Origin of the sequence: Octadecabacter sp. R77987, from assembly GCF_042466115.1 — a bacterium.
GTDB lineage: Bacteria > Pseudomonadota > Alphaproteobacteria > Rhodobacterales > Rhodobacteraceae > SW4.
The window spans coordinates 826,838-851,865 of sequence record NZ_JAXHBQ010000001.1; the positions used below are offsets into that span (position 1 = coordinate 826,838).

Consider the following 25,028-nt stretch of genomic DNA (forward strand, 5'->3'; position numbering starts at 1 on the left):
CAAAACAACGCCCATGAGCACAGGTTCCCTTACAGTTGATGTTGACGCCCTCGTGGGCAACTGGCGCGCGCTTGATGCGATGTCGGATGTTGAAACCGCCGCCGTGGTCAAGGCGGATGGCTATGGGCTGGGGGCTGCGAAAGTGGCGCGCGCCCTGGCCAAGGCCGGTGCGCGCAAGTTTTTCGTCGCCGTCGCCGAGGAAGGTGCCGCCGTGCGCCAGGCCCTTGGCCCCAATGCGGAAATCTGCGTGTTCAGCGGCCATATGCGCGGCGACACCGAAATGATCGCCGATCTGATGTTGACGCCGATGCTCAATTCCATCGGCCAGGTCACGCGCCATTTCGAAAGCCTGCCGGGCCATCCGTTTGGCATCCAGCTTGATACAGGGATGAACCGGCTGGGCATGGAAATCGGCGAATGGGCCGCGATTGCCGAGACGGCGATTGGGGCGGGGCCGACGCTGGTCATGTCGCATCTGGCCTGCGCCGATGACCCCGACCATCCGATGAACGCGCAGCAGCTGGCGCAGTTTCACCTGATGACCGATGGTATTTCGGTGCCGCGTTCGCTGGCAGCGACGGGCGGCATTTTGCTGGGGCCGCAATACCACTTTGACCTGACCCGCCCCGGTGTCGGCCTTTATGGCGGCGCGCCCTTTGGGGATGCGCGCGCCGTGGCCCATCTGGACCTGCCGGTCGTGCAAATCCGCGATGTGGAAGCAGGCGAAACCGTGGGCTATGGCAACAGCTGGACCGCCGCGCGCGACAGCCGCATCGCCACCCTGTCCACAGGCTATGCGGACGGGGTGTTGCGCGCCTTGTCGGACAAAGTGACCCTATGGCATGGCGATCAGCCCTGCCCGCTGGTGGGGCGTGTCTCGATGGACCTGATGGGCGTCGATGTGACCGATCTGGCCGAAGCACCGCAATCCCTTTCGCTGCTGAACGCCACCCAAACCGTTGATGACCTTGCCGCCCTTGCCGGCACCATCGGTTATGAAATCCTGACTTCCTTGGGGCCGCGTTACGCACGCCGCTATGCGGGCGGATGATGCGGTTTCTTGCCTCTCTCGGTGCGGCCGTGCTGGCGATGTTTGCCGCTATCGGGCGGGTCGTGATCTTTACCGCGCAGACCCTAAGCCACCTTGCGCGCCCGCCGTTTTACCCGCGCGAGTTCGGCCATGCCCTGATGCAGATCGGATATTTTTCCCTGCCGGTTGTGGGCCTGACCGCCTTTTTCACCGGCGGCGCGCTGGCCTTGCAGATCTACGCCGGCAGCGCACGTTTTTCAGCCGAGGCCGTGGTGCCCCAGATCGTGGCCATCGGCATGGTGCGCGAGCTTGGGCCCGTGTTGGTGGGCCTGATGATCGCGGCGCGGGTCACGTCCTCCATCGCCGCCGAAATCGCCACGATGAAGGTCACGGAACAGATTGATGCGCTTGTCACCCTGTCCACGCACCCGATGAAATACCTGACCCTGCCGCGCGTGCTGGCCGCAACGCTGATGATGCCGGTGCTGGTTGGTGTGGGCGATGTGATCGGCATTTTCGGCGGCTATGTCGTTGGCACGCAGCGGCTGGGCTTCAACGCCTCCGCCTATCTGCAAAACACCGCCGATTTCCTTGAGGTGCGCGATGTGGTGTCCTCGCTGGTCAAGGGGGCGGTGTTCGGGTTTATCGCGGCCTTGATGGGGTGTTATTACGGCATGAATTCCGCGCGCGGCGCGATGGGCGTGGGCCGCGCCACCAAAGGGTCTGTCGTGGCTGCCGCCGTGCTGATCCTGGCCGCGAATTTCCTTCTGACAGAGGCGTTCTTTTCAGCATGATCCGCCTTACCGATGTTCATAAATCCTTTGGCAGCAACCACGTGCTGCGCGGCGTGAACCTGCATGTGCCCAAGGGGCAGTCCATGGTCGTTATCGGCGGGTCAGGCACCGGCAAATCCGTGCTGATCAAATCGGTGCTGGGGTTGGTCACGCCCGAAAGCGGCACCATCGAAGTTGACGGCGCTGATGTCACGCAGGCAGACCGGGATGCGTTTCTTGCGCGTTTCGGCATGTTGTTTCAGGGGGCCGCCCTGTTTGACAGCCTGCCTGTCTGGCAAAACGTCGCCTTTCGCCTGCTGCGCGGATCGCTTGCGCAGCCTTGGGATCAGGCACGCGCTGTCGCCATCGACAAACTGCGCCGTGTGGGTTTGGACGCGGATGTGGCTGATCGCCTGCCCGCCGAACTGTCGGGGGGTATGCAAAAACGTGTTGGCCTTGCGCGCGCCATCGCCGCTGATCCCGAAATCATCTTTTTCGACGAACCCACCACCGGCCTTGATCCGATCATGGCCGGCGTGATCAACGACCTGATCCGCGAAATCGTCACCGAAATGGGCGCAACAGCCGTAACAATCACCCACGATATGACATCCGTGCGTGCCATCGCCGATCAGGTGGCGATGCTGCATGACGGCAAGGTGCGCTGGTGCGGCCCGATCAACGATCTGGACTCAACGGACGATCCCTATGTGCAGCAGTTCATCCATGGCCGCGCCGAGGGGCCGATTGCCGCAGTGCGGTAACGCCGAATCAGATGTGTTGCCGATCTGGCGACAATGCCGCCTGAAACCATGGGATTATCGCGCCAAACTGCCCTTTTGCCCCCAAGACCGTGGCAAAAATATGTGCACGACGTGCGACCTGCATCGCGCCTTTTACGGCACCACCCGATGACCCGAACCCCGCGTAAACCCCAATGGGATAAGCGGTTTTTCGCCGAAACCCGCTGTCGTGGTCGGCAATAATCACCCGCCCCACGCACCCGCGACAAAGTCACGAAACCGCAATTGCGGCACGGCACACGAATTTCCCCTTTGGCGACATATGGTTAATCGCTTATCCTAAGGCTTCACGTCAACGTCTGGGGGGACTGACCTGTGTCTGTACGATCTGCCATGTTCGGCATCCAACGCGCGCTCCACGGTGTCGCACTGTTCAGCATCATCGCCTTGGCGCTGGCGGTCGTTGGCTACACGATTGTCTGCGCGCTTGGCTTGGCCCCTTGGCTGACCTTTGAAGCACAGTTCGGCGCATGGCACGTCCCCGCTGCGGGCCAGATCGTGCAAATCGCCGTGACCTTTTTACTGGTGTCGCTTGCCTTTTTTATCCCCAGCTCGCGCCGGATCCTGACGCTTGAACACAGCCACCGCGACTTTAGCCTGTCGATGGATGACGTGGCCCGCGCCTATCACCTGTGCCACACGGCCGATCGCGCTGGTGTCTTCACCCTCAGTTCCGAATTTGACGCCGTGCGTGAACGCCTTGCCTACCTGCGCGATCACCCCGAACTTGGCACGCTTGAAAACGAGGTTCTTGAACTGGCCGCACAGATGAGCAAGCAATCGCGCCACTTGGCCGATGTCTATTCCGACGAAAAAGTCGCCCGCGCCAAAACCTTCCTGCGCCAACGTCAGGAAGAGGCCGAAAGCCAGCAACAAAAGATCGTCGAGGCCTTGCACGCCTGCCGTGAAATCCGCAAATGGTCGCAGCAGGTCGAACTGGAGGAAAGCGTGGTCGCCAGCCAGTTGTCACAGCTTGAAGAACAGCTTGAAGCGACCCTGCCCGCCCTTGGCTACAGCCTTGGTCGTGACAGCGCCAATGTCGTGCCTTTGGGTGAACGTCCGGCGGCCGAGTAGCCCTTGCGCAGGCGCGCCATCCCCGCCACATAGTTTCCCATGATGATCGCGCTGCGCTATCTTAACCTGATCCTGTTGGTCCTGTTCCCGGTTGCGTGGTTCGCGCCACTGATGCGCGCGGGCCTGCTGCCGCTGTTTGGCCTCTCGGAAATCAGCGTCATATCAGGCCTGCAGTCGTTGTGGGAAAGTGATGTCGCATTGGCCCTCCTCGTCACCGGATTCGCCCTTTTTGCGCCCTACCTGAAAACCATCGGCCTCGCGCTGGTGCATTTCGGCCTGTTGCGCCGCAAAGTGCTGCCGGTGCTGTCCTATATGGGCAAACTGGCGATGGCCGATATCTTCTTGATCGCGCTTTATATCGTCGTCGTCAAAGGCGTGGGCTGGGCCAAGGTCGAAACGGCGTGGGGCCTCTATCTATTCACCGCCTGCATCCTCGCCAGCATCGCCATTTCAACGCTCACCATGCGGGCCTTAAAAAAGTAACATCTCATCTTGCCAAAAATATCCCCGCCGGAGGCATCCGGCACTTGCCACACACGCGCCCTTGGGACAAAAGTAGAACATGGCAAAAGAACCTGCATTCACCTGCGCCAAATGCGCGGCCAGCTTCACCAAATGGTCCGGGCGCTGCGAAAGCTGCGGCGCGTGGAACTCCATTGAAGAATCCCAACCCCTGTCCGCCGCAGGTCCGGCCAAGAAAACCCTTGGCGGCAAACGCGGCAATGCGATCAAACTGACAGATCTTGCCACGCAAGAGGCCGAACCGCCCCGCACCATGTCGGGCGTCGATGAACTTGATCGTGTGCTGGGCGGCGGTTTGGTCGCGGCCAGTGCATTGCTGGTGGGCGGCGATCCGGGCATCGGCAAATCCACCCTGCTGTTGCAGGCGGCTGCGCGTTTTGCCCGCAATGGCCTGAGGGTGATTTATATCTGGGCGAGGAATCCGCGGCACAGGTGCAGATGCGCGCGCGCCGTCTGGGGCTGACAGAAAGCCCCGTAATGCTGGCCAGCGAAACCAACCTGCGCGATATCCTGACCACGCTGGAAACCGAAAAACCCGATCTGGCGATCATCGATTCGATCCAGACCATGTGGGCCGACAACGTCGAAAGCGCGCCGGGGTCTGTCAGTCAGGTGCGCGCCTCGGCCCATGAACTGACCACATTCGCCAAACGCAAGGGCATCGCTGTGGTCATGGTCGGCCATGTCACCAAGGAAGGCGCGATCGCGGGGCCACGCGTGGTCGAACACATGGTCGACACTGTGCTTTATTTCGAGGGCGAGCGCGGCCATCAGTTCCGAATCCTGCGCTCGGTCAAGAACCGCTTTGGTCCAGCGGATGAAATCGGCGTGTTTGAAATGACCGGCAAGGGGCTGGCCGAGGTCAAGAACCCCAGCGCGCTGTTTCTGTCAGAGCGGGGCAAGCCTGCACCGGGATCGGTGGTGTTTGCGGGGATCGAAGGGTCGCGCCCGGTCTTGTGCGAATTTCAGGCGCTTGTCGCCCCCTCGCCCCATTCCCAACCGCGCCGCACGGTCGTGGGCTGGGATGGCGGGCGTCTGGCAATGATCTTGGCCGTCCTCGAGGCGCGCTGCGGCGTGCCGTTCACGGGGTTGGACGTCTATCTGAACGTTGCCGGTGGCCTGCGCGTCACCGAACCGGCCGCCGATCTGGCCGTGGCAGCGGCACTGATTTCTGCGCGGGAAGACGCCGCTTTGCCGCCAGACTGTGTTGTTTTTGGCGAAATCAGCCTCTCAGGTGCCCTTCGCCCCGTGTCCCAGACCGAAAATAGATTGAAAGAGGCGCAAAAACTTGGTTTTACCCAAGCCATCACCCCGACGCAAAAGAAACGCAGCGGGGATGGCGGCCTGACCCTGCGCTCGATGGAGGACTTGCCCGCTTTCGTGGAACAGATATTTGGCGAACGCTAGCGCCGCGCAAGGAAAGACACATGGATAGCTTCACCATTATCGACGGCGTCGTTGCCATTCTCATCGTGCTGTCCGCGCTGCTGGCCTATTCACGCGGCTTTGTGCGCGAGGCAATGGCGATCGCCGGCTGGATCGGCGCGACGATCCTTGCCTTTATCTTTGCCGATCAGGTGCAGCCGTTGATCCGCCAGATCCCCGTGGTGGGTGATTTCATCGGTGACAGCTGCGAGTTGAGCATCATTGCCGCCTTTGCCGCCGTCTTTGCCGTGGCGCTGGTGATTTTTTCGATCTTTACGCCGCTGTTTTCCAGCCTCGTGCAGCGCTCGGCCCTTGGCGGGCTTGATCAGGGCGTAGGGTTCCTGTTCGGTGTCTTTCGCGGCATCCTGCTCGTTGCGGTGGCCTTTTTCGTCTATGAAACCGTGCTCACGGCGCAGGACATCGCAATGGTCGAAGACAGCCGCGCCAAGGCCGTGTTCGGCCGGATGACCGGCCAGATCGGCGACCGCGACCCCGAAGCCGCGCTGGGCTGGATCACCACGCAATACGAACAGCTTGTCGGTGGCTGCGGCGCGGTCGAGTAACAACCACACCAACGTGATAGTTTCGTGACACTGCCCGCCCAACCGACTAAGACGGGGGCAAGCGAAACCCTCGGATTCGGAGCTGCCCTCCCGTGCCAAGTGACAATCACGCGCTGCAAATGCCCCCCGCCCATCCTTTTGATGACGATAAACTGAAAGAGGAATGCGGCGTGTTCGGCGTTGTCGGCGTGGCGGATGCAGCCAACTTTGTCGCCCTTGGCCTGCACGCGCTGCAACACCGTGGCCAGGAAGCAGGCGGTATCGTGTCGCACGACGCTGACGCCGGTTTTTCGCAGGCCCGCCGGTTCGGCTATGTGCGCGACAGTTTTACCAGCCAGAAACTGATGGAAACCCTGCCCGGTGACATTGCCATCGGCCATGTGCGCTATTCCACCGCCGGATCAAAGGGGCAAACCGCGATCCGCGATGTGCAGCCGTTCTTTGGCGAATTTTCCATGGGTGGCGCGGCGATTGCCCATAACGGCAATATCACCAACGCCATTGCCCTGCGCCGCGAGTTGATCGAACGCGGCTCGATCTTTCAATCTTCCAGCGACAGCGAATGCATCATTCACCTGATGGCGCGTTCGATGGGCCGCCAGATTCCCGACCGTATGGAAGAAGCCCTGCGCAAGGTCGAAGGCGCATTTTCCGTGGTCGCAATGACCCGCACCAAACTGATTGGCTGCCGCGACCCGTTGGGTGTGCGCCCGCTGGTGCTGGGCCGGATTGGTGACGGCTGGGCGCTGTCGTCGGAAACCTGCGCCCTGGACATCATCGGCGCGGAATTTGAACGCGAAATCGCGCCCGGCGAAATGGTGGTGATCACCGCCAAGGGCGTCGAAAGCCACTTTCCCTTCCGCCCTGCCAAACCCCGTTTTTGCATCTTTGAACACGTCTATTTCAGCCGCCCCGACAGCATCCTTGGCGGGCGAAGCGTCTATGAAACCCGCGAGGCAATCGGCCGCGAACTGGCCAAGGAAGCACCCGTTGAGGCAGATCTGGTCTGCCCCGTGCCTGACAGCGGCACCCCCGCCGCCATCGGTTATTCGCTGCAAAGCGGCATTCCCTACGCGATGGGGATCATCCGCAACCAGTATATGGGCCGCACCTTCATCGAACCCACCGAACAGATCCGCAACATGGGTGTGCGCCTGAAACTCAACGTCAACCGCGCCCTGATCAAGGGCAAGCGGGTGATTTTGGTCGATGACAGCGTGGTGCGCGGCACGACCAGCCGCAAGATCAAGGAAATGATCCTTGATGCGGGCGCGGCCGAGGTGCATTTCCGCATCGCCAGCCCGCCCACCGCATGGCCCTGCTTTTACGGGGTAGATACGCCCCAGCGCGAAAAGCTGCTGGCCGCCACCATGTCCGAGGATGAAATGCGCGACCACTTGCAGGTCGACAGCCTCAAATTCATCAGCCTTGACGGGCTGTATCGCGCCGTCGGCGAAGCAAAAGGGCGTGATCCTAACCAGCCGCAATACTGCGATGCCTGTTTCAGCGGCGAATACCCTGTGGCGCCTTCTGACATGCTGGAAACGGGTTTCCAGATGAAAACAGCCGCCGAATAAGCGCATTTTCGCCGGTTTTTCCGGTGTTGCCGCGTGACTGTTGCTGCGCCGCAGCATCCCTGACATTTGCCCGCCTTCTTTGAAGGATGGACCAATGTCGAACCAAACCCCTGTCAACGTCGCGGCCCTTGCCCGCGCCGACACGCCGATCCCGCTGGACCGGGCCGTGCTGCTTGGCACGGTGCTGCGCGCCCAAGGGCCGCTGGCCCTGATCAGGCTGGCCAATGGTGACGTGCAGCGGATGACTTTGGGTGACACGCTGAACGGTGGCGAAATCATTGCCATTGACGAAGGGCGGGTCATTTTCGCACACGAAGGCCAACGCTGGACACTTGATCAACCGGGCCGCTAGACGGGGTTGCCGCCCCGCGCGCGGCGTCCTATTCACGGGGCATGTTTCGCAAGTCCAAACCCGTTTCAACGCCGACCCGCATCTTTGTGCTTTGCACGGGGCGTTGCGGGTCGATGACACTGTCGCGCGCCACCGCGCATCTGGACAATTACACCTCGGATCACGAGGCAAAGACCCACCTGACCGGCCCCGAGCGGTTCAATATCCCGGATCACCACATCGCAATCGACAACCGCCTTGCGTGGTTGCTGGGGCGGCTTGAGCGGGAATGGGGCGACAACGCCGCCTATATCCACCTCACGCGGGCGCCCGAAGCCACGGCGCAAAGTTTCGCCAAACGCGCCAATCAGGGCATCCTCAAGGCCTATCGCAACGATATCCTTGCCCGCTCAAAACAGCGCGCGCCCAAGACGAAACTGATCGAATATTGCCGCGATTACGTGGACACGGTCACGCAGAACATCGACCTGTTCCTGCGCGACAAGACCCACAAGATGGACATGACGCTGGAAAACATCGGTCCCGATTTCGACCGGATGTGCGACTGGATCGGCGCAACCGGTGATCTGGACGCCGCGCGCGCAGAACTGCGCGTGCAGCACAACGGGACACCGGCCAGCAAACCCCGCAAACCGGCGAAAAAGGGAACCCCATGAAAACCGCATTGATCACCGGCGCATCACGTGGCCTTGGCGCGGCACTGGCACTGGCGCTGGCCCGGACCCATCACATCATCGCCGTTGGCCGCACCACTGGCGCGCTGGAAGAACTTGACGACCGGATCAAGGCGGCGGGCGGGCAATCGACACTGGCTCCGATGGATATTTCCACCGATCCAGCCATGCAAACGCTCTGCCGTTCGATCTTTGATCGCTGGGGCAGCCTTGATCTTTGGGTGCACACGGCCATCCACGGCGCGCCCCTCGCGCCTGCATCACACATCGCGGAAAAGGACTTTGACAAAAGCGTGGCGATCAACCTGACAGCCACCTCGCGTTTGATTTCCTATGTGACGCCCCTTTTGGGCGAAAAGGGCCGCGCCGTGTTCTTTGACGATCCCCAAGCGGGCAATCCGTTCTTTGGCAGCTACGGCGCAACCAAGGGCGCACAGATAGCTCTGGCGCGGTCTTGGCAGGCGGAATTGGTGAAAACCGGCCCCGATGTGCGCATCCTGTCACCCAAGCCCATGCCAACGGGCACCCGTGCGCGGTTCTATCCGGGCGAGGACCGCGCGCCACTGGCCGACATCCGCGCCGAGGCCGCGCGGCTGCTGCCTGAAATCCTTGATCCCGCCTGAGTCCCACAGGCCACGCTTTGGGCCGTAAGTGCCGCGCAAGCGCGCGACCGCTTGCCGCCCTGCGCGCCCTCGCTTAGGTAGGGGAAAAGGGGCGAAACCATGCGTATTCTTGTAACAAATGACGACGGGATCAACGCCCCCGGATTGGTCGTGCTTGAAGCCATCGCGCGCGACATTGCTGGCGTGGGCGGCGAAGTCTGGGTCGTCGCGCCCGCCTTTGAACAATCCGGCGTGGGTCACTGCATCAGCTATACCCACCCGATGATGATCGCCGAATTGTCTGACAAGCGGTTTGCCGCCGAAGGATCGCCCGCCGATTGCGTGCTTGCAGGGCTTTACGATGTGATGTCGGACGGTGCGCCAGATCTGGTGCTGTCTGGCGTGAACCGTGGCAATAACGCCGCCGAAAACACGCTTTATTCCGGCACCATCGGCGCCGCGATCGAGGCCGCGTTGCAGGGCATCCCCGCCATCGCCCTGTCGCAGTTTTTTGGCCCCGACAATGCCAGCCTGGATGACCCGTTCGAGGCCGCCGTGCAGCACGGCACCGCCACCGTGCGTGCGCTGCTGGATCAGGGCATCTGGGACACCGAAGATTACCGCCTGTTCTACAACGTCAACTTTCCGCCTGTGCCCGCATCGGCCGTCAAGGGCCGCGCCGTCACCACCCAAGGCTATCGCAAGGACACGTTTTTCAGCGTCGAACCGCACCACGCGCCCTCGGGGCGCAAGTTTCTGTGGGTCAAGGGTGGCCCCCAGCATATCCCCACCGCACAAGGCACCGATTCCGCGGCCTGTCTGGACGGATATATCGCCATAACCCCAATGCGCGCTGATCTTACGGCCCATGACACCATCGCGACCCTACAGGAGCGTCTGGGGTGAGCCATACCGCCGAAACCAAAATGCAGTTCCTGTTCAAGCTGCGCTCAAAGGGCGTGACGGACAAGCGCACCCTGACGGCGATGGAAAAGACCGATCGTGCCCTGTTCGTGCGTGGCCACTTTGCTGATCGCGCCTACGAGGACATGCCCCTGCCGATTTCCTGTGGCCAGACGATCAGCCAGCCGTCTGTCGTGGGGCTGATGACGCAGGCGCTGAACGTGCAGCCGCGCGACAAGGTTCTGGAGGTCGGCACCGGGTCCGGTTATCAGGCGATGATCCTGTCCCACCTTGCGCGGCGGGTCTATACGGTGGATCGCTACAAGCGTCTGGTCACCGAGGCCCGCGCCATTTTCGACGCTGCCGATATCACCAATATCACCGCCTTTACCGCCGATGGCAGCCATGGATTGCCCGATCAGGCCCCCTTTGATCGCATCCTTGTGACCGCCGCCGCCGAGGACCCGCCCGGCCCCCTCTTGGCGCAACTGCGGATCGGGGGTATCATGGTCGTGCCCGTTGGCCAGTCTGACGCGGTTCAAAGCCTGATCCGCGTGACACGCACGGATACAGGCTTTGACTATGACGAATTGCGACCGGTTCGGTTTGTGCCTTTGCTGGAAGGTATCGGGCAGGACTGACGACAGAAAATAATGACGGCCCAAAAGGGTCGCGTAGATGAGGATTGCAGACCATGGCGACATTCACGCCCCGCCCCCTTACGTCCAAGGCCAAGCTGATGCTGGCCGGTTGCGCCATCGCCTTGGTGGCTGCCTGCGACGCCGATGGCAATTTCGACATTGACCTGCGTGATCTTGGCGGTGGCGGGCTTGATACCTCGGCGGCGGCGCAAAACATCACCGCGCGCCCGCGTCCCGACGACCGCGGCGTGATTTCCTATCCCAATTATCAGGTGGTCGTCGCCGAACGCGGTGAAACCGCGCGTATGGTTGCGGACCGCCTTGGTCTGAACGCCGAAGAACTGGCAAGCTATAACGGCATCAATCCCGATGTGCCGCTGCGCCGCGATGAAATCATCGCCCTGCCAAACCGTGTCGCCGAACCCTCGCCTGCAACCGGCGCGGTCATGACCGGCCCGATCCAGCCCTCGGCGATTGATGTGACAACCCTTGCCGGTGCCGCGATTGACCGCGCAGGCCCGCAAGAACCAGTGGCGCAACCCGCAACAACGCCCGCCCCCCAAACCGGCAGTGAACCGATCCGCCACCGTGTGGCGCGCGGCGAAACCGCCTATTCCATCGCCCGGCTTTATGATGTGCCGGTGCGCAGCCTGTCGGACTGGAACGGCCTTGGCGCTGATCTGGCCCTGCGTGAAGGGCAGTTTGTGCTGATCCCGGTTGCTGGCGCAACGCCGCCCGCGACCACACCTATGGTCGAAGAACCCGGCACCGGCAGCGCGACACCCGTGCCACCCAGTGCCGCCGAACCCCTGCCCGACGATGACACCACCGCAGCGGCTGCGCCCGTTGTTGCCCCGCCCGCGCCCGATCTGGGCGAGCGCACGACAACACCTGCCACCAGCGCGCCGTTCATCTATCCGGTGCAGGGCAGCATAATTCGTGAATATGCCCGTGGCCGCAACGAAGGCATCGACATCGGCGTGCCCGCCGGCACGCCCGTCAAGGCCGCCGCCGCCGGCACCGTCGCCGCTGTGACGACCGATACCAACGGCATCGCCATCGTCGTGATCAAACACACCGGCAATATCCTGACGGTTTACACCAATCTTGACGGCTTGCGCGTGTCCAAGGACGATAGCGTGACCCAAGGGCAAACCATCGCCACCGTGCGCGAGGGCAGCCCCAGTTTCGTGCATTTCGAGGTGCGTGACGGGTTGGAAAGCGTCGATCCGACAGATTACCTGCCCTAAATCTGGACGCCCTGACGTCCCGCCAGATCGGTGAAATACTGCCAGGCCACGCGCCCCGAACGGGATCCGCGCGTGGCCTGCCATTCAATCGCTTCGGCGCGCAGGGTTTCATCTGTGATTTCAACGCCGTAGGCATCGCAATAGCCACGGATCATCGCCAGATATTCGTCCTGATCACAAGGGTGGAACCCCAGCCACAGCCCGAACCTGTCTGACAGCGACACCTTTTCCTCGACCGCCTCGCTTGGCGAAATCGCGGTCTGGCGTTCGTTTTCAATCATGTCACGCGGCATCAGGTGGCGGCGGTTCGATGTGGCATAAAGCACGACATTCGCGGGCCGACCCTCGATCCCGCCATCCAGCACCGCCTTGAGGGATTTATAATGTGCATCGTCATGGCCAAATGACAGATCGTCGCAAAACAGGATAAAGCGTTCCGCGCGGCCCCGCAGCAGCGCCAGACAGCGGCCGATACTGGGCAGGTCTTCACGCTGCACTTCGACGATTTTCAGATGTTCATGCTCTGGATAAAGCGCGCCGTGTATCGCCTTGACAAGACTCGACTTTCCCATGCCACGCGCGCCCCACAAAAGGGCGTTGTTGGCAGGCAATCCACGGGCAAACTGCGCTGTGTTTTCCAGTAAGGTATCACGCGAACGGTTCACACCCACCAGCAGTGACAGGTCCACGCGGTTGACCTGTTGCACAGGTTCCAGTCGGTCAGGATCGGTGTGCCAGACAAAGGCAGGCGCAGCAGCAAAATCAGGCGCGGCAAGCGGTGCAGGCGCCATGCGGTCCAGCGCATCGGCGATGCGGCGCAGGACCTTTTTGCTCACGGCTCCGGCTCCTCTTCCAGCTCCTCGTCACCGAAATCCTCGTCAAACAGGCTTTCGCCCTCTGCGATGATGCCTTCCTCGCGGGCACGCTTGTCTTTGCCACGCTCGACACGCTTCACAAGTTGGATCGAGATTTCATAGAGACCGTAAACCACAACAAACAGAATGACCTGCGTGATAACATCCGGTGGCGTAACCAGTGCAGCAAGCAAAAGTATCCCGACAACCGCATATTTGCGCACATTCTTCAAACCTACCGAACTGACCAATCCAGCTTTTCCCAAGAGGGTCAGCAGCACTGGAAGCTGGAAACACATTCCGAAAGCGACAATGAACTTGATCGTAAGGTTAAGGTAAGATTGCGCCGAACCCTGAAATGCGATCGCGGCGATGCCTCCGCTTTCGACTTCAGTGTCACCGCTTAACGTCCCAGGTTGCTGGAAGCCCAAGAAGAAATCAAAAGCAAGCGGTGTAACGACATAGAAAGCAAACGATGCGCCAAGGAAAAACATGAACGGTGAAGCGATCAGGAAGGGCAGAAACGCGCCCTTTTCGTTCTTATAGAGACCCGGCGCAACAAAGCGCCACATTTGATAGCTGATTACTGGGAATGAAAGAATGAGGCCACCAAGAAGCGATATAGAAACTGCTACGAAAAAGCCCTCTTGAAGAGCAATCAGAATTAGCCCGCAATCCTCTTGTCCACGTGCTGCCATAGTTGAACAAAGCGGTTCGGTCAGGAAATTAAAGATTGGGTTCCAGACGGTAAAACAAATTACCATCCCAACAACGAAAGCCATCGCTGACCGCATCAGCCGCGTGCGCAATTCAGCCAGATGTTCGATCAGCGGGGCGCTGGAGTCTTCAATCTCGTCCGTCGCGCTCATGAGTCACCTTTGGGGGCTGCGGGCTTTTTCGCGGCAGGTTTCTTGGTTGCCGGTTTCTTGGCGGGCGTTTTCTTGGCTGCTGGTTTCTTGGCGGGCGTTTTCTTTGCCGCTGGTTTCTTTGCCGCTGGCTTCTTTGCTGCTGGCTTCTTCGCGGCCGGCTTGGCTGTTTCCGCCTCTGCCTCGGCCTCCTCGCGTGCCTTGCGCTCTGTGGCGGCCTTGGCCATCGCTTCGTCGATCTTGGCGCGGGCTTCCTGGCGTTCCTTGGACAGGGCCGTAGTGGCCGGACCGGCCTTGGCCGCCCCCATGCCGCTGGCCTCGCGAATTTTGTCGGCGCCGAATTTCTTGGGGTTGGCGGCCGCATTCAGGGTTTTCTGGATTTCGCTGACACCGGCCTGATCGGCGGCAGCGTTCATTGCGCTGGAAAACTCGCGCGCCATGCCCTTGGCCTTGCCCACAAACTGCCCGACCGTCTTGAACAGCACGGGCAAATCCTTGGGGCCGACCACGATCAGCGCCACGATGCCGACCACCATTAACTCGCTCCAGCCAAGGCCGAACATAGGCGTACCCTTTGCTTAGGTCACAGGCGCTCAGGCCTTGTCTTTGTCTTCCTCGGGGGTGACATCGCGGGCGGACTCGGCCTGCTCGTCAATCTCTTTGGTGGAATCATCCACGCCTTTCTTGAAGGCGGTGATGCCCTTGCCCACTTCGCCCATAAGCGATGAAATCTTGCCGCGGCCAAACAGAACCAACACGACAACGGCGATCAAAAGAAGGCCCGGTAGGCCGATATTGTTAAGCATGTGAAACTCTCCCGTAGGGGGCGGAATGTCCGGCCCAAGTCTAAGTCAGGCACTTAGATAAGCGCTGCAACGCGGCAATGGAAGCCCGAAAATGCGCGGCAAACCCCTTTTTTGCAAGGGTTTTGCTGATTTAGTGACAAAAACTTGTCAACTGTCAGTTTTCTGTCAAAACTTGCCTGAAAGGAGATCAAGATGCGCCGTGCCGACCAACTCATGCAGATCGTCCAGCTTTTGCGCGATGGTGACCTGCACCGCGCAGGCGACATCGCAAGCGCCACGGGGGTGTCCCTGCGCACGATCTATCGCGATATGGAAACGCTGGCCGCGTCCGGTGTCCCGATCGAGGGCGAGCGCGGCACGGGCTACCGCGTCACCGCCGCCATCACCCTTCCCCCGCTCAACCTGACCATGGCCGAGGTCGAAGCGCTGCATCTTGCCATCGCGGGCCTTGGTCAAGCCAACGATCCGGACCTGCGCAGCGCCGGGCAAAGCCTGTCAGCCAAAATCGGCGCCGTGCTGCCCGAAGACCGCAGCAAGGCCCCCGCCAGCTTTGGCTTTGCGGTCTATCCGTTTGCCGATGCCGCGCGTGGGTTCCGGCACCTGCCGATCATGCGACAGGCGATGCGCTCGCGCCAGAAACTGGCAATTACCCATGACGGCGCGGACCGCACCGTGCGCCCCCTCAAGCTGGATTATTGGGGCCGGTTGTGGACCTGCGTGGTCTGGTGCGAAACCACCAAGGGCTTTGCCGATCTGCGCATCGACCAGATCAGTGCCCTGCGCGTCCTGCCCAGTCTGTTCGTCAATGAAACGGGGAAATCGCTCGCCGATTATGCGGGCTAGGTGCGCGCAAACACGAAACAGCGGTCGCGCCGTATCATGATCCAAAGCGGCGTGCCGACCTGTGGCAGGAACACCGACGGGATCAGCGCCTTGAGCCGCGATCCGTCGTAATCCATGCGAAATTCCACAAGGCTTTCACTGCCCATGAAACGCGCACGTTCAACGACCCCGCGCGCAGGCGTGCCCTCGGCGATGGTCGGGTTGGGGCCGCGCCCGTCGCGATCAAAGTCGATCTTGATGTGCTGGGGGCGCGTGACGATATCCACCGCTGTGCCATCCGCAATCCCGGGCGCAAGAAACTGGCCAAAGGGCGTCTGCACCAGCGCGCCATGCACATCGCCCGAAATCACATTGATATCGCTGAAAAAACCTGCCGCCTGCTTGTCGGTCGGGGTGTTGTAGATGTTATAGGGCGCGCCCTGCTGCACGATCTTGCCATCGCGCATCAGCGCAATTTCATCGGCCATGCGCATCGCCTCGCCCGGTTCGTGGGTGACCAGCAGCACGGCGGTGCTTTCGTCTTTCAGCACTTCAAGGGTTTCATCGCGGATATCATCGCGCAGACGGTCATCAAGACCGGAAAACGGTTCGTCCATCAACATGATGCGCGGACGCGGGGCCAGCGCACGGGCCAGCGCGACACGTTGCTGTTCACCCCCCGAAAGCTGATGCGGATAGGCGTCCATGTGGCGCGTCATGCCAACACGGTCCAGCAGCGCGGCGACCCTTGCGCGCACCTCGGCCTGCGGCCCCTTCAGGCCAAACGCCACGTTGCGGCCAACGTCCAGATGCGGAAACAGCGCGAAATCCTGAAACATCAACCCGATCGAGCGCGCTTCGGGCGGCACGCGAAACACGGTGTCACAGACCAGCTTGCCATCTACATGGATCGACCCGCTGTCCTGCATTTCCACGCCCGCGATCATGCGCAGGGTCGTGGACTTGCCGCAGCCCGATGGCCCCAGCAAGCATGTCACCTGCCCCGGCATCACCGAAAGCGATACATCATCCACAACCGCGCGTCCGTCAAAGCTGCGCGCCAGGTTGGTGATCTGCAATCTGGGGGTCTGTGTCACACTGCCGCCTAATTCCGAGTGATCTTATCGGGTAATCACAGGGCGTGGTATCAACCCCCGCCCTGATCGGCAAGACTCAGAGTGTCGCATTCACCGCGCCGCCATCCAGCAAAATGTTCTGCCCGACGATGAATCCAGCGTGTTGCGAGCACAAGAATGCGCACATCGCCCCGAATTCATCCGCCGTGCCATAGCGGCGCGCGGGTATCGTCGCTTCGCGTTGCGCGCGGGCCTGATCCATCGAAATGCCCTGTTGCGTGCTGACGCCGGTATCAAGGCTGATCGCGCGGTCCGTGGCATGAATCCCCGGCAACATGTTGTTGATCGTCACCCCGTCAGGGGCAACCTGGCGCGATGTGCCCGCCACATAGCCCGTCAGACCGGCCCGCGCCGCATTGGACAGGCCCAGCACCGCAATCGGCGATTTCACCGACTGCGAGGTGATGTTCACCACGCGGCCCCAACCCTGTTTCTGCATGTCCGGCAGCAGCGCTTTCATCAGGGCAATCGGCGCCAGCATATTGGCATCCAGTGCAGCAATAAAATCGTCGCGATCCCAATCCGACCACATACCGGGCGGGGGGCCACCGGCGTTTGTGACAAGGATATCAACGCCCTGCGCCGCCTTCAGCACATCCGCCTGCCCCGTTGCGCTGGCGATATCCGCCGCGACCGTAACCACCTTGACACCGAACTCCGTGCGGATCGCATCGGCGGCAGCCTCTAGCGCGTCAACCCCGCGCGCGTTCATCACCAGATCGACACCTGCCGCCGCCAGCGCGCGCGCACAGCCCAGCCCCAAGCCCTTGGACGCGGCACAGACCAGCGCCCGTTTACCCTTGATTCCCAGATCCATGCTAAGCCCTTTTCAATTGCGTTGATCCTGCCTAAGTCGCCCTTGCATGTTTTGCAACAAACGCCGTCAACTGGTCCGGGATTTGACGCCTTTGCGCCGCATTTCCTTTTTAGGTTAATGGGGTTAGCAGGTTCAACAAAGTGAGTGTTTTCATGTCCAAGGCCAACCCGTCCGCGCCCCAGTCGTTGCAGGTCTATCCCGCAGCGCAGTTTCGCGTGACTGATGGTGTGGCCGAAGGCGATGCAATCACATTTGCCGACGAACTGGTAATGGACGACATCTATCAGCTGGCCGATGGCGCCGACCGCCTGCCTTTGATGGCGTTGATGACAGATGCGCCGACCCGTTTCATCCTGCATCAGGACACCCCGCAGGGCACGGCTGGCAATGACCTTTATCTAGATTGCTGCGTCACCCTGATGGCCCCCGACAGCACCACCATCGAAGCGCTGGTATTCGTCGAGGTTGAAGACGGCGATGTGGCCGATACCTATTTGCTGCCGCTTGCGACCCTGTCATCGGACACCAATTACCGGCTTGTTGGCGTTGACCGCCACGCTGCCACCAGCCGCTTTTCCGAAGTAGCCTGCGTGTCGTTCACGCGCGGCACCCGCATCACGCTTGCCTCGGGCGAACAGCGCCCGGTCGAGGATTTGCAGGTCGGCGACCGTGTCCTGACCCGCGATGATGGCCCGCAATCTGTGCGCTGGATCGGCCAGACAACCCTGCGCGCCGTCGGGGCATTTGCGCCGGTTGTGATCCGCAAGGACACGCTGTTCAACGCTCATGATCTGGTGCTGAGCCCCGACCACCGCATTTTCGTCTATCAGCGCGAGGACACCCTTGGCGCGGGCCGCGCCGAGGTGCTGATCAAGGTGCGCCACCTGATAAATGGCGATACGGTATTCCAGCGCGATGGCGGTTTCGTGGACTATTTCCAACTGCTGTTTGACGATCACCAGATCGTCTATGCCGAAGGGATCGCAGCCGAAACCTTGCTGATTGATCCGCGCACACGCGGCGCATTGCCGACCGGCGCACCTATCGACACGCACCGCGACCGCCAGCACAACGACTATGAAGTGACCGAAAGCCTGCTGACCAAACGTGACGCTGTTGCGCTGTTACGGCGGGCATCCAGCAGCTAGGCATCTTGCCCCCGCCACGGCGCCCCGCTATAGCCGCGCCATGACAAACCGCCCCGCCCTTCCCGCCGAAATTGCCCGCCGCCGGACCTTTGCGATCATCTCGCACCCGGATGCGGGCAAAACGACGCTGACTGAAAAGTTCCTGCTTTATGGTGGCGCGATCCAGATGGCCGGTCAGGTGCGCGCCAAGGGCGAGGCACGGCGCACCCGTTCCGACTTCATGCAGATGGAAAAAGACCGCGGGATTTCCGTGTCTGCGTCAGCTATGTCGTTTGATTTCAAGACTTTCCGGTTCAATTTGGTGGACACGCCCGGTCACTCGGACTTTTCCGAGGATACCTACCGCACCCTGACGGCCGTGGACGCCGCCGTGATGGTGATCGACGGGGCCAAGGGTGTGGAAAGCCAGACGCAAAAACTGTTCGAGGTCTGCCGGCTGCGCGACCTGCCGATCCTGACTTTTTGTAACAAGATGGACCGCGAAAGCCGCGACACGTTTGATATCATTGACGAAATTCAAGAAAATCTGGCAATTGACGTGACCCCTGCGTCATGGCCTATCGGGGTCGGGCGCGAATTTATCGGCTGTTACGACATCTTGCAGGACAAACTACACCTGATGGACCGCGCCGATCGCAACAAGGTTGCGGAATCGGTCGAAATCAACGGGCTGGACGATCCGAAACTGGCCGAACTGGTGCCTGCGCACTTACTGGAAAAATTCCTTGAAGAAATCGAAATGGCGCGCGAATTGCTGCCCGCCCTTGATCCCGCGGCGCTGCTGAACGGGTCAATGACGCCGATCTGGTTCGGCTCGGCCATGAATTCGTTCGGCGTGCAGGAACTGATGGACGGGATCGCCACCTATGGCCCCGAACCGCAACCCCAACGCGCCACCCCGCGCGAGATTTTGCCCGAAGAAACAAAGGTGTCCGGCTTTGTCTTCAAGGTGCAGGCGAACATGGACCCCAAGCACCGCGACCGCGTGGCCTTTGTGCGTCTGGCATCGGGACACTTCCTGCGCGGCATGAAACTGACCCATGTGCGCTCCAAGAAACAGATGGCGATTTCCAACCCCGTGCTGTTCCTCGCCTCGGATCGCGAGTTGGCCGAGGAGGCATGGGCGGGCGACATCATCGGCATCCCCAACCACGGGCAATTGCGCATTGGCGACACCCTGACCGAAGGCGAAGCCCTGCGCGTCACCGGTATCCCGTCATTCGCGCCCGAACTGCTGCAAGGCGTGCGCGCGGGCGACCCGATGAAGGCCAAACACCTTGAAAAAGCCCTGATGCAATTCGCCGAAGAAGGCGCCGCGAAAGTGTTCAAACCGACCTTTGGGTCGGGGTTTATCGTCGGCGTGGTTGGCGCGCTGCAATTCGAGGTTCTGGCGTCACGGATCGAGCTGGAATACGGCCTGCCCGTCCGGTTTGATCAGTCGCAATTCACCAGCGCCCGCTGGGTGCAGGGCAACAAAGCGGACGTCGACAAGTTCGCCGCCGCCAACAAACAACACATCGCCACCGACAACGACGGCGACGTGGTTTACCTGACCCGCTTGCAATGGGACATCGACCGCGTCGCGCGCGATTACCCCGATGTGAGCCTGACAGCGACCAAGGAAATGATGGTCTGATGCCCCTGCAAAACCGCGTGCAACCGGACGGGCAGATCATTGCCCATCCGGCGCGCGGCACGTTTACGGGCAATCGCGGGATCCTGCACACGGCTGATCGCCAGATGGGCGCGGCCCTGTGGAAACATCGCGCGTGGATTTGTTGCACGCTTGATTGGCAGGGGCGCAAGCGCACGGTGATGACGGGGCGCAACTGGACCGAACTGTTCTTTCTGGACGAGGCCGTGGCGCTGGCCGCCGGACACCGCCCCTGCGCCTATTGTCGGCGCGCAGATTACGCCCGCTATTGCACGGCGTGGGCGGGGGCATATGGCACACGAAACACCGCGCCGCAGATGGACGCCGCGCTGCACCGCGCCCGCACGATCCCCGGCGCGCGGGCATTGCGCCATGTCATGCACGATTCTGACGCCCTTCCCGACGGTGCGATGATCCTGCATGGCCAGCAGCCGCATCTGATCGCAGGCGCACAGGTCCACCCCTTTACCCCAGCCGGATACAGCGCGCCAAGCGCGCGGCCATCGGGGCGGGCGATATGTCTGACACCGCAACCCAACCTTGATGTTCTGGCCGCAGGGTATTCACCGAAACTGCATCACAGCTTTGGCACCTAACCTGCCCCGCTGCCTTATAAACTTGACGTTCTGCGCCGCAGCGCCTAAAGCATCCACAGATCGAACGCACCGGCAATCTGGCCGGGCGGGCCGCGCAGGTTTGCGGCCATAACAGCCGCAAAACGCGAAAGGGCTACATGACCAAATTTTCCGATCTCAATCTTGATCCCAAGGTTCTCAAGGCTATTGTCGACACCGGCTATGAAACGCCCACGCCCATTCAGGCGGGTGCGATCCCCCCCGCCCTTGAAGGTCGCGATGTGTTGGGCATTGCCCAGACGGGCACCGGCAAGACGGCTGCCTTTACCATGCCGATGATTTCGCTGCTGCGCCGTGGCCGCGCCCGTGCGCGCATGCCGCGCAGCCTTGTGCTTTGCCCGACACGGGAACTGGCCGCGCAGGTCGCTGAAAATTTCGATGCCTATGCCAAATATACCAAGCTGACCAAGGCGCTGCTGATCGGCGGCGTGTCGTTCAAGGAACAGGACCTTCTGATCGACAAGGGCGTTGATGTGCTGATCGCCACGCCGGGCCGCCTTCTGGACCATTTCGAACGCGGCAAACTGATCCTGTCGGATGTGAAAATCATGGTCGTGGACGAGGCCGACCGCATGCTTGATATGGGCTTTATCCCTGATATCGAACGCATTTTCGGCCTTACCCCTTTTACGCGCCAGACGTTTTTCTTTAGCGCCACCATGGCACCGGAGATCGAGCGGATCACCAATACGTTCCTGTCCAACCCTGCCCGCATCGAAGTGGCCCGCGCCGCGACGACCGGCGAAAACATCACCCAGGGCGTGGTCATGTTCAAAGGCAGCCGCAAGGATCGCGAAGCCACCGAAAAGCGTGCCCTGCTGCGCGCCCTGATCCAAAGCGAAGGCGAAAACTGCCGCAACGGTATCATCTTTTGCAACCGCAAGGTCGATGTGGATGTTGTTGCCAAATCCATGAAGAAACACGGGTTTGACGCCGCGCCAATCCATGGCGATCTCGACCAGTCACACCGCACCCGCACCCTGCAGGAATTCCGCGATGGCACCCTGCGCTTTCTTGTGGCGTCAGATGTAGCCGCGCGCGGGCTTGATGTGCCAAACGTCAGCCATGTGTTCAACTTTGATGTGCCCAGCCACGCCGAAGATTACGTGCACCGGATCGGGCGCACGGGCCGCGCGGGCAAGCTTGGCACCACGATGATGATCTGCGTGCCGCGCGACGAAAAAAACCTTGAAGATGTGGAACGCCTTGTGCAGTCAGCGATCCCGCGTCTGGACAATCCGATGGGTGGCAGTGCCCCCAAGGCCGAGGAAAAAGCCGAAGAACCTAAAAAGCGGACACGCACGCGGTCGCGCAAATCCGATGCGCCAAAGGATGACGCGCCAAAGGCGGAACCTGTGGCCGAAAAACCGGCCGAGAAGCCAGTCGAAAAAGCCGCTGAAAAGAAGGCTGACAAGCCAGAGCGCGGGCGCAGCAAACCCCGCAACGACAACAACAATCGCGCGGCCGGCATGGGCGACGATGCCCCCGATTTCATCGCGATGAGCTTTGACGAGCGGCGCAAGGGTTAAACGCAGCCAACGAACAAGACGCAGGGCGGGTACCGGATGGCCCCGCCCTTTTTGTTGTCCGTTTGCCCAAGTGCCAGACGGTCTGACCGGCGCCTGCGGCTTGATTCCGGTCTGTCGATAAACGCTAGCTCAACCGCGAAATCACCACCGTCACTTCGGGCTTTTTGCCGATCTCGGACATGGCCGATCCACGCGCGATCTTGCGCAGTTCTTTCTCCAGCGCGTCGTCACTGGCCAGCGTCTTGTCGGCGGCGCGGTTCATGAATTGCGATAGGTCCTGTTCCAGCACATCGACCAGCGGCGCGTTGTTGCGGCCCATTTCGGGCAGGCCCATGACTTCGCACCACGGATCGCCCAAGGGCTCGCCCTCCTCGTCGATAATCGTCGTGACAATCACATGGCCGTTCAGCGCCATGCGAATCCGGTCGCGCACGATCCCGTCCATCGCGCCGTACTGCACGGTGCCGTCCAGATAGGTGCGCCCTGTGTCGATGTATTCGGCGACGCGCGGGGCGTTGCCGGACAGATCAATCATCATGCCGTTCACGGCAACGACACCGGCCAATCCCTTGCCTTGCGCAATCTTCACGTGTTCGCGCAGGTGGCGGTGTTCACCGTGCATCGGGATCACAATCTGCGGTTTGACGATATCGTGCATTTCTTCGATGTCAGGGCGGTTGGCGTGACCCGACACATGATAAAGCCCCGAAGAATCGTCAATGATATCAACGCCCATTTCCGAAAACTGGTTCATGATGCGGATCACGCCGCGTTCATTGCCGGGGATCGTTTTCGAGCTGAACAGGAAGGTATCGCCTTCCTTCATGGTCAGCCCCATGTATTTGCCATTTGCCAATTGCGCCGATGCCGCGCGCCTTTCGCCCTGCGATCCGGTGACCAGCAGCATCAGGTTTTCGCGCGGCACGTTCAGCGCATCTTCGGGCGAAATGGTGCTTGGGAAATCGTGCAGGATGCCGACTTCGCTTGCGGCTTCGGTCATGCGGCGCATGGCGCGCCCCAACAGGCAAACCGAACGCCCCGCGCGATCTGCCGCCTGCGCCAGCGTTTTCAGACGCGCGATGTTTGACGCAAAAGTGGTCGCCACGACCATCCCCGACATCTCGCGCATCAGCTTTTCAATCTCGGGGCCAACGGATGCTTCGGAGCGGCCCGCGTGCGGCGAAAAGATATTGGTGCTGTCACAGACCAGCGCACGCACGCCGTCCTTGGACACCTTGCGCCACAGGTCATGATCAAAGGGTTCGCCAACAACTGGCGTTGTATCAATCTTGAAATCACCGGTGTGCAGCACCCGCCCGTCGGGGCTGTCGATCACAAGAGCACTGCTTTCAGGGATCGAGTGGCTGATCGGCAGGAACCCTACAGAAAACGGTCCCGCCTGCACCGTGTCGGGCCATTTGTTCACGACCGTCACGCTGTCATCGGAATACCCGTGTTCCGACATCTTGCGCCGCGCGATATTGGCCGTGAACGCACGCGCATAGACCGGCGCGCCAAGACGTTCCCATGTGTGGCCAACTGCGCCCACGTGATCTTCGTGCGCGTGGGTGATGAAGATCGCCTCGATCCGGTCGCGCCGTGCCTCGAGCCACGAAATATCGGGCAGGATCAGGTCCACGCCCGGTGTCGTGTCCATATCGGGAAAGGTCACGCCCAGATCAACGACAATCAGCCGTTCCTGATCGGGCTTGCCATAGCCATAGACATAGCAATTCATCCCGATCTCGCCCGCCCCGCCCAGAGGAAGGTAGATCAAACGGTTACTGCTCATGGATTATCCTTGTTATATTGGTGGATGACGGTCAGGCCGTGCATCGTCAGATCGTCTTCGATCACGTCAAACAGGTGGTCGCCCTGCGCAAACAGGGGCGCAAGGCCGCCCGTGCCGACAACCTTCATGGGGTGGCCGTATTCGGCCTTGATGCGCGCTGTTAGCCCTTCAATGAGACCGGTGTAACCCCAAAACACCCCCGACTGGATGCAATCGACCGTATTGGTGCCGATCACCTTGGCGGGCTGGGATACATCGACGTGCGGCAAGGCGGCGGCACCGGCGGCCAAAGCCTCAAGGCTCAGGTTCACACCGGGGGAAATCACCCCGCCGATATAGGCACCGTCTTCGGCGACCACATCGAAATTGGTGGCCGTGCCGAAATCAACGACCACCACAGATCCGCCGTGGCGATCAAAGGCACCGGCGGCATTGGCCAGACGGTCAGGCCCGGGGCGCACGCCCGCATCAACGCGCGGCGGCACCGGCAGCTTGCAGTCGGGCTTGCCAACAACCATGGGACGGCACTGAAAGAACCGCTCGCAGAACACACGCAGGTTGAACACCACGCGCGGCACGGTGGACGAAATGATCACATCCGAGATGTCGGGCGTAATGCCATAGTGCTGCACCAGCGTCGTGAACCACGTGAAATAGGCGTCCGCCGTGCGGCCATGGTGGGTCGAGGTGCGCATCGTGCACAGGAATTTCTGCCCGTCCCAGATGGAAAAGACCGTATTCGTGTTGCCGCAATCAATAGCCAGAAGCATTTGCCGCCCC

General features: G+C 61.1%; 26 protein-coding genes and 1 pseudogene. 19 read left to right on the forward strand and 8 right to left on the reverse strand.

From position 1 onward, the window contains the following. Positions 1–13: 13 nt before the first annotated feature. The 14 genes and pseudogenes from alr (at position 14) to SJY21_RS04230 (ending at position 12,189) form a co-directional block, all read left to right on the forward strand. Positions 14–1,051, forward strand: a complete 1,038-nt coding sequence (gene alr, locus SJY21_RS04165) for an alanine racemase (protein WP_377506612.1) — start codon at positions 14–16, stop codon at positions 1,049–1,051. Continuing rightward, positions 1,048–1,824: an MlaE family ABC transporter permease gene (locus SJY21_RS04170; RefSeq protein ID WP_377506615.1), complete on the forward strand. Its 777-nt coding sequence runs from the start codon at positions 1,048–1,050 to the stop codon at positions 1,822–1,824. Before alr ends, SJY21_RS04170 begins: the two co-directional genes overlap by 4 nt. Continuing rightward, a complete protein-coding gene (locus tag SJY21_RS04175; RefSeq protein ID WP_377506618.1) occupies positions 1,821–2,567 on the forward strand; it encodes an ABC transporter ATP-binding protein in 747 nt (248 codons plus the stop codon). The genes SJY21_RS04170 and SJY21_RS04175 overlap by 4 nt, the downstream gene beginning before the upstream one ends. 354 nt (positions 2,568–2,921) lie before the next feature. Further along, positions 2,922–3,680, forward strand: a complete 759-nt coding sequence (locus tag SJY21_RS04180) for a DNA repair protein (protein WP_377506621.1) — start codon at positions 2,922–2,924, stop codon at positions 3,678–3,680. A gap of 39 nt (positions 3,681–3,719) precedes the next feature. After that, positions 3,720–4,163: a paraquat-inducible protein A gene (locus tag SJY21_RS04185; protein ID WP_377506624.1), complete on the forward strand. Its 444-nt coding sequence runs from the start codon at positions 3,720–3,722 to the stop codon at positions 4,161–4,163. 79 nt (positions 4,164–4,242) lie between these two features. Continuing rightward, positions 4,243–5,609 (forward strand): annotated as a pseudogene (gene radA / locus SJY21_RS04190) (DNA repair protein RadA). Positions 5,610–5,629: 20 nt separating this feature from the next. Continuing rightward, positions 5,630–6,190 carry a CvpA family protein gene (locus SJY21_RS04195; protein WP_377506627.1) on the forward strand — a complete coding sequence of 187 codons (561 nt, stop codon included), beginning with the start codon at positions 5,630–5,632 and terminating at the stop codon, positions 6,188–6,190. 119 nt (positions 6,191–6,309) lie between these two features. Next, on the forward strand, positions 6,310–7,767 hold the full coding sequence (gene purF / locus SJY21_RS04200; RefSeq protein WP_377513143.1) for an amidophosphoribosyltransferase: 1,458 nt from the start codon (positions 6,310–6,312) through the stop codon (positions 7,765–7,767). Positions 7,768–7,861: 94 nt separating this feature from the next. Next, positions 7,862–8,119, forward strand: a complete 258-nt coding sequence (locus tag SJY21_RS04205) for a hypothetical protein (RefSeq protein WP_377506630.1) — start codon at positions 7,862–7,864, stop codon at positions 8,117–8,119. A gap of 41 nt (positions 8,120–8,160) precedes the next feature. Then, on the forward strand, positions 8,161–8,775 hold the full coding sequence (locus SJY21_RS04210; protein WP_377506633.1) for a hypothetical protein: 615 nt from the start codon (positions 8,161–8,163) through the stop codon (positions 8,773–8,775). Continuing rightward, positions 8,772–9,416, forward strand: a complete 645-nt coding sequence (locus SJY21_RS04215) for an SDR family NAD(P)-dependent oxidoreductase (protein ID WP_377506636.1) — start codon at positions 8,772–8,774, stop codon at positions 9,414–9,416. Before SJY21_RS04210 ends, SJY21_RS04215 begins: the two co-directional genes overlap by 4 nt. Before the next feature lie 99 nt (positions 9,417–9,515). Continuing rightward, a complete protein-coding gene (gene surE, locus SJY21_RS04220; RefSeq protein ID WP_377506639.1) occupies positions 9,516–10,301 on the forward strand; it encodes a 5'/3'-nucleotidase SurE in 786 nt (261 codons plus the stop codon). A gap of 20 nt (positions 10,302–10,321) precedes the next feature. Then, on the forward strand, positions 10,322–10,939 hold the full coding sequence (locus SJY21_RS04225; RefSeq protein ID WP_377513145.1) for a protein-L-isoaspartate(D-aspartate) O-methyltransferase: 618 nt from the start codon (positions 10,322–10,324) through the stop codon (positions 10,937–10,939). Positions 10,940–10,992: 53 nt separating this feature from the next. Then, positions 10,993–12,189 (forward strand): peptidoglycan DD-metalloendopeptidase family protein, encoded by a 1,197-nt coding sequence (locus tag SJY21_RS04230; RefSeq protein ID WP_377506642.1) that lies wholly within the window; start codon positions 10,993–10,995, stop codon positions 12,187–12,189. Here SJY21_RS04230 and SJY21_RS04235 read toward each other — a convergent pair. From SJY21_RS04235 to SJY21_RS04250, 4 genes are read right to left on the reverse strand one after another with little or no spacing between them, the layout of a single operon-like run. Further along, positions 12,186–13,025 (reverse strand): ATP-binding protein, encoded by an 840-nt coding sequence (locus SJY21_RS04235; protein ID WP_377506645.1) that lies wholly within the window; start codon positions 13,023–13,025, stop codon positions 12,186–12,188. The two genes, SJY21_RS04230 and SJY21_RS04235, sit on opposite strands and share 4 nt — an antisense overlap. Beyond that, positions 13,022–13,912, reverse strand: coding sequence for a twin-arginine translocase subunit TatC (tatC, locus tag SJY21_RS04240; protein WP_377506648.1), 891 nt, complete (start codon positions 13,910–13,912; stop codon positions 13,022–13,024). The genes SJY21_RS04235 and tatC overlap by 4 nt, the downstream gene beginning before the upstream one ends. After that, on the reverse strand, positions 13,909–14,472 hold the full coding sequence (gene tatB / locus SJY21_RS04245; protein WP_377506651.1) for a Sec-independent protein translocase protein TatB: 564 nt from the start codon (positions 14,470–14,472) through the stop codon (positions 13,909–13,911). The genes tatC and tatB overlap by 4 nt, the downstream gene beginning before the upstream one ends. Before the next feature lie 30 nt (positions 14,473–14,502). Next, entirely contained in the window at positions 14,503–14,715 is a 213-nt protein-coding gene (locus SJY21_RS04250) for a twin-arginine translocase TatA/TatE family subunit (RefSeq protein ID WP_377506654.1), read from the reverse strand. Between the two features lie 192 nt (positions 14,716–14,907). Here SJY21_RS04250 and SJY21_RS04255 point away from each other — a divergent pair, with 192 nt between their 5' ends. Beyond that, positions 14,908–15,558, forward strand: coding sequence for a helix-turn-helix transcriptional regulator (locus SJY21_RS04255; protein ID WP_377506657.1), 651 nt, complete (start codon positions 14,908–14,910; stop codon positions 15,556–15,558). On the opposite strand, the gene SJY21_RS04260 is transcribed toward SJY21_RS04255, so the two are convergent. Then, the gene (locus SJY21_RS04260) at positions 15,555–16,634 is read right to left on the reverse strand and encodes an ABC transporter ATP-binding protein (protein ID WP_377506660.1); all 1,080 of its coding nucleotides are present in this window, start codon (positions 16,632–16,634) and stop codon (positions 15,555–15,557) included. The two genes, SJY21_RS04255 and SJY21_RS04260, sit on opposite strands and share 4 nt — an antisense overlap. A gap of 76 nt (positions 16,635–16,710) precedes the next feature. Beyond that, on the reverse strand, positions 16,711–17,490 hold the full coding sequence (locus SJY21_RS04265; RefSeq protein ID WP_377506663.1) for an SDR family oxidoreductase: 780 nt from the start codon (positions 17,488–17,490) through the stop codon (positions 16,711–16,713). A 152-nt stretch (positions 17,491–17,642) separates the two neighbouring features. Between SJY21_RS04265 and SJY21_RS04270 the strand changes: the two genes are divergently transcribed. The 4 genes from SJY21_RS04270 (at position 17,643) to SJY21_RS04285 (ending at position 22,456) form a co-directional block, all read left to right on the forward strand. Continuing rightward, on the forward strand, positions 17,643–18,638 hold the full coding sequence (locus SJY21_RS04270) for a Hint domain-containing protein (RefSeq protein ID WP_377506666.1): 996 nt from the start codon (positions 17,643–17,645) through the stop codon (positions 18,636–18,638). 40 nt (positions 18,639–18,678) lie between these two features. Continuing rightward, positions 18,679–20,274 (forward strand): peptide chain release factor 3, encoded by a 1,596-nt coding sequence (locus SJY21_RS04275; protein ID WP_377506669.1) that lies wholly within the window; start codon positions 18,679–18,681, stop codon positions 20,272–20,274. Then, positions 20,274–20,888: a hypothetical protein gene (locus SJY21_RS04280; protein ID WP_377506673.1), complete on the forward strand. Its 615-nt coding sequence runs from the start codon at positions 20,274–20,276 to the stop codon at positions 20,886–20,888. Before SJY21_RS04275 ends, SJY21_RS04280 begins: the two co-directional genes overlap by 1 nt. Before the next feature lie 137 nt (positions 20,889–21,025). After that, positions 21,026–22,456 (forward strand): DEAD/DEAH box helicase, encoded by a 1,431-nt coding sequence (locus SJY21_RS04285; protein WP_377506676.1) that lies wholly within the window; start codon positions 21,026–21,028, stop codon positions 22,454–22,456. Between the two features lie 124 nt (positions 22,457–22,580). Here the strand turns inward: SJY21_RS04285 and SJY21_RS04290 are convergent, their stop codons facing one another. Continuing rightward, complete coding sequence (locus SJY21_RS04290) at positions 22,581–24,248, reverse strand: ribonuclease J (protein WP_377506679.1); 1,668 nt, start codon at positions 24,246–24,248, stop codon at positions 22,581–22,583. After that, entirely contained in the window at positions 24,245–25,018 is a 774-nt protein-coding gene (locus SJY21_RS04295; RefSeq protein WP_377506682.1) for a type III pantothenate kinase, read from the reverse strand. Before SJY21_RS04295 ends, SJY21_RS04290 begins: the two co-directional genes overlap by 4 nt. Between the last annotated feature and the right edge of the window lie 10 nt (positions 25,019–25,028).

Coding starts and splice junctions, on each gene's coding strand:
- alr (WP_377506612.1), top strand. CDS start 14: ATGAGCACAGGTTCCCTTACAGTTGATGTTGACGCCCTCGTGGGCAAC.
- SJY21_RS04170 (WP_377506615.1), top strand. CDS start 1,048: ATGATGCGGTTTCTTGCCTCTCTCGGTGCGGCCGTGCTGGCGATGTTT.
- SJY21_RS04175 (WP_377506618.1), top strand. CDS start 1,821: ATGATCCGCCTTACCGATGTTCATAAATCCTTTGGCAGCAACCACGTG.
- SJY21_RS04185 (WP_377506624.1), top strand. CDS start 3,720: ATGATGATCGCGCTGCGCTATCTTAACCTGATCCTGTTGGTCCTGTTC.
- SJY21_RS04195 (WP_377506627.1), top strand. CDS start 5,630: ATGGATAGCTTCACCATTATCGACGGCGTCGTTGCCATTCTCATCGTG.
- purF (WP_377513143.1), top strand. CDS start 6,310: ATGCCCCCCGCCCATCCTTTTGATGACGATAAACTGAAAGAGGAATGC.
- SJY21_RS04205 (WP_377506630.1), top strand. CDS start 7,862: ATGTCGAACCAAACCCCTGTCAACGTCGCGGCCCTTGCCCGCGCCGAC.
- SJY21_RS04210 (WP_377506633.1), top strand. CDS start 8,161: ATGTTTCGCAAGTCCAAACCCGTTTCAACGCCGACCCGCATCTTTGTG.
- SJY21_RS04215 (WP_377506636.1), top strand. CDS start 8,772: ATGAAAACCGCATTGATCACCGGCGCATCACGTGGCCTTGGCGCGGCA.
- surE (WP_377506639.1), top strand. CDS start 9,516: ATGCGTATTCTTGTAACAAATGACGACGGGATCAACGCCCCCGGATTG.
- SJY21_RS04225 (WP_377513145.1), top strand. CDS start 10,322: ATGCAGTTCCTGTTCAAGCTGCGCTCAAAGGGCGTGACGGACAAGCGC.
- SJY21_RS04230 (WP_377506642.1), top strand. CDS start 10,993: ATGGCGACATTCACGCCCCGCCCCCTTACGTCCAAGGCCAAGCTGATG.
- tatC (WP_377506648.1), bottom strand. CDS start 13,912: ATGAGCGCGACGGACGAGATTGAAGACTCCAGCGCCCCGCTGATCGAA.
- tatB (WP_377506651.1), bottom strand. CDS start 14,472: ATGTTCGGCCTTGGCTGGAGCGAGTTAATGGTGGTCGGCATCGTGGCG.
- SJY21_RS04250 (WP_377506654.1), bottom strand. CDS start 14,715: ATGCTTAACAATATCGGCCTACCGGGCCTTCTTTTGATCGCCGTTGTC.
- SJY21_RS04255 (WP_377506657.1), top strand. CDS start 14,908: ATGCGCCGTGCCGACCAACTCATGCAGATCGTCCAGCTTTTGCGCGAT.
- SJY21_RS04265 (WP_377506663.1), bottom strand. CDS start 17,490: ATGGATCTGGGAATCAAGGGTAAACGGGCGCTGGTCTGTGCCGCGTCC.
- SJY21_RS04270 (WP_377506666.1), top strand. CDS start 17,643: ATGTCCAAGGCCAACCCGTCCGCGCCCCAGTCGTTGCAGGTCTATCCC.
- SJY21_RS04275 (WP_377506669.1), top strand. CDS start 18,679: ATGACAAACCGCCCCGCCCTTCCCGCCGAAATTGCCCGCCGCCGGACC.
- SJY21_RS04280 (WP_377506673.1), top strand. CDS start 20,274: ATGCCCCTGCAAAACCGCGTGCAACCGGACGGGCAGATCATTGCCCAT.
- SJY21_RS04285 (WP_377506676.1), top strand. CDS start 21,026: ATGACCAAATTTTCCGATCTCAATCTTGATCCCAAGGTTCTCAAGGCT.
- SJY21_RS04290 (WP_377506679.1), bottom strand. CDS start 24,248: ATGAGCAGTAACCGTTTGATCTACCTTCCTCTGGGCGGGGCGGGCGAG.
- SJY21_RS04295 (WP_377506682.1), bottom strand. CDS start 25,018: ATGCTTCTGGCTATTGATTGCGGCAACACGAATACGGTCTTTTCCATC.